At 51.9% G+C, this 3434-nt stretch carries 3 protein-coding genes; 1 reads left to right on the top strand and 2 read right to left on the bottom strand.

Features of this window, described 5'->3' with window-relative positions:
* The coding region (locus Q8O80_RS17780) for a hypothetical protein (RefSeq protein ID WP_305581722.1) at nt 1-896 on the top strand (896 nt) is incomplete at its 5' end.
* Nucleotides 897-1009: 113 nt separating this feature from the next.
* Here the strand turns inward: Q8O80_RS17780 and Q8O80_RS17775 are convergent.
* Entirely contained in the window at nt 1010-2011 is a 1002-nt protein-coding gene (locus Q8O80_RS17775; RefSeq protein ID WP_305581720.1) for a hypothetical protein, read from the bottom strand.
* Between the two features lie 416 nt (nt 2012-2427).
* The coding region (locus tag Q8O80_RS17770; protein ID WP_305581718.1) for a DNA-binding protein at nt 2428-3434 on the bottom strand (1007 nt) is incomplete at its 5' end.

Genomic DNA, 3434 nt, shown 5'->3' with positions numbered 1-3434 from the left:
CTAACCCTGAGTGGCGCCCATTTTTGATGCGGACGCAAAAGGCAGCAGTCAAGAACGCACTGGAGAGCAACCGCGAGGTGCCGGAGCCAGTCTTCACTATGGCCGACAGTTCACTCAAACAGGTCTATGCGGTACTCAACTCCCTGTTCAGCTATTGCGCTGCTGATCAGGTCATGGGCAGCAACCCATGCGTCCTGATCAAGCGCGATATGAAAAAGAACAAATCGAAGACGTTACAGATGCCAAAGCAAAAGTCGCTCTCGAAGCTGCAATGGGAGTTCCTGCTTGAAACGGCGGAAATAATGGCTCAAGAAGCACCGAGCCCTGGAGAGCGGACTCTGTTCTGCATCGTCATGATGTTTGGTTGCTACTTGCGGGTAAGCGACCTTGCCGGTAACGGCGAATGGGTTCCGGCAATGGGGTCTTTTGCCCGCGAGCGCGATGCTTGGTGGTATTACGTTGTTGGTAAGGGCAACGTTCAAGCCAAAATTGCAGTGAAGCCGGACTGCATCGACTACCTCGTTCGATTTCGTCGATACCGTGGTCTTTCTGATTTTCCTGAACCCCGCGACCCTGAGCCACTGCTTACAACCGTTCACGGTCGGCCTGGGTTGAAGTCTCGGCAAATCCGGGATGATGTTCAGGCTGTGCTGGATCGGACTGTTTCCAGGATGAAACAGGAAGGCTTCCCTGACTATGAGGTTAGCGAGCTTCGCTCTGCCAGCCTTCACTGGCTTCGCCATACTGGCGCCACCTTCGACGCCCCGCACAGGAACCCGAAGAACCTCCAGGCAGACCTGCGGCACAAGAGCTTGGCTACCACCCACAACATTTACTATCACTCACTTGATGACGAGCGAAGTTCTGAGGTGGCGGGGCTTTCTCTGCGGCGTTGATAAAGGCCTGGGGCAATGTCTCTCATTGCCCTTCGAGCTGGGCAAGTTCCTTAACCCCTCACATGATAGTTGAGGCAGAAGTAGGCTGGAGTAGTGCCGAAGGCAGTGCTCGGTTAAAACAAATTACAGAAATCACTTGTTGTCAAAGGGATGGGGAGCTTTGAGTCAGACTCACTAGAAACAGGGAGCTGACCTACCTCTAACCATTGCCCGTGGTGATATACAAAGCTAATCCAGTGCAGAGGAACGAAAGCTAAAATTTTAGCTCCATATAGACTTCTTTGAAGCTCCTTTGCCAGTTCCATTTCAACTGCAAAAAGTGGCTCATCTTGTAGGCGGCTCCGTATAGCTTTATTAAAAGTTGGGTAAAACTCAATCGCACCTCGATTCGACCACCACAGGTCAGTTTTGAAAAACCTAACTATCGTGCATTCAAGGCTAGTCCCAGAGGTTAAGATCATATCTTTTTCTTGCCCGTCGAACGTTGTAAGCGACTCTCCCTCGGGAATTGTTACCATCACCGGCGTATCTTTGAAGACACTGCGAGTCATCAGTGTTTTGAATGACTTATCATAGTTTACTTCCAGTGATTTATAGATATGCCTATCTAGAAGGTCTGTATCAATCAAGAGCAATTGATACATTTCATTTAGCCATGATGTGTCATTATTATGTGTGAAGTAATCGCGTAGGAGGACATTGCTGCCATATAGAATGCTGGATGCTATATCAATTGCATACATCATGCGTGTGGCTGAAACTGCATCGTTTTCCATTGCAAATGTCTTTACTTTGCTATTAATAGATTCGCCTGCGTGAAAATTTAAGCTTGAGCTTTCAGCGTGCTCTTGGGGGAAGTATTTAGAATTGTAGAAGCTTCTCAGATCGTCCATGTAGGATAATATCCATGGGCATTCTTGCTTGCTGAGAAAAGGTGGCTCGGAAGCAACAACCTCCATTGCGAATGTAATCGGATGAAATTCAGTTCCTAAGCTTGGTTGTGGCTCCAGCTTCAAATACCTGACAGGGAAGCGCGACTCGCTGTCTGTGACTAAGTTGAAAGTGTATGGTCCGTTGCATTCCCGCTCAATATGATCAATGCCTATGTATTTCATACGAATTCCTCAATCAATATCTAGACTATATTTGTCTTAACAGTTTCCAGGTGCCAATTTGGCGTAGGCGAGATAGTCATCGAAGCCCGTTTCGACATGCGCCATATTCCAGCGATGATTCTTACTGTTCAAGCAGAGCGGCAGGAGCCTTCGCTTGAACTTACCGCGCCACTTGACGAATCCGCTGGCTGGTCAACTCGCTTTGTGGGAAGGCCAGCAGGCGCTGCACATCAGCAGCCCTTCGCGCTCAGGTGCAAGGCTCCAGTTATAGCATTCGGTGATGCCCTTGAACCCCAGCATCGAATGCGCCGTATTCTCGCGGCAGCCGCACCCCTCACATTGAAACAAGCTCATAGCTAGGCATTGGTCAGTCCGGGGCAGTTGTGCAAAGCCCTGCGCCTTTAGGCACCCTTGTTTCAAGTCTTCTGGAATAGCCGCTCAATCTCTCGTTGCGCAATGGCCAGTTCTTTGAACTCGGGGCTGTCCTTGGCCTTGGTCAGACTAGCAATCTCGAACACTCGGCGAGAGTGATCCACTAGGTTGATGATTACTGATCGGTTGTCCGTAGCCATATCGTCAAGCTGCCTTGCCGACCGGCTCTGCACCTCGATGATCTGTGACTGCATTCGTGCCAGCTGTGCTTGTAGTTCGCTGTTCGTTGCCATGGTTGCAAGTGCTTGCCGCTCGCGCTGCTCATCACGGCGCTTGAACTCAAGCTGCTCAACCGATAGATCGGCCACCAGGGCTTCAAGTTTCTTTTGCTCAGCCTCGGCCAGCGAGGCTTGCCGGCTGAACTGTTCAGCATCCTTTGTCATCCGCTCAAGCTCGCGCTTTGCGTTGCCGACCTGCTCAGTTAGTCGAAGCTCATTGGCGTGCGATTCCCTGATGGTGGCCTCCAGCCCCTCGATCTGTTGCGCGTGCCTGCGGGCTTCATGCTCGCGCTGCGCCGTCACTTGCTGCTCATAGTGTTCTGCTTGCGCTTTCAGCGTGTCGATTTGCCGGCTCTGTTCCAGCAGGCGTTCATGCAACTGCTCATTAAGAGCCTCGGCTACGCCTGCACGCTCCATGAACCCCTCTCGTTCCGCAGTCACAGAATCGAGCTTCTTGGTAACGGCATCTAGCCGCTGCGTGAGGTCGCCGACGATTCGCTTCTCCGCTTCGTAGGCGTTGACCGCTGTTTCCTTCTCAAGCATTAGGCCGTTCCAGCGACCCTCGATGTTGCGGCGAACTGCTGCGACTTCCGCCCGTTCTTGGGCAACTCGTTCCTCAGCCAGCTCGCCCAGTACCTGCACCATGTCGCGGCATAACGAGTTGAGCCGTTCCGGGAATTCCTCCAGATGCTGTTGAGGGCTGGCGTTGCCTGCCCGGACCATTTCTATGAAGCGAATGAGCGTGGTGTTCGAGCCTCGCCCGATCCTAGCCC

It is taken from the genome of Devosia sp. (assembly GCF_030689745.1).
Lineage (GTDB): Bacteria > Pseudomonadota > Alphaproteobacteria > Rhizobiales > Devosiaceae > Devosia > Devosia alba.
This window is presented reverse-complemented; position numbering and strand designations above follow the sequence as displayed.

Coding starts and splice junctions, on each gene's coding strand:
- Q8O80_RS17775 (WP_305581720.1), bottom strand. CDS start 2,011: ATGAAATACATAGGCATTGATCATATTGAGCGGGAATGCAACGGACCA.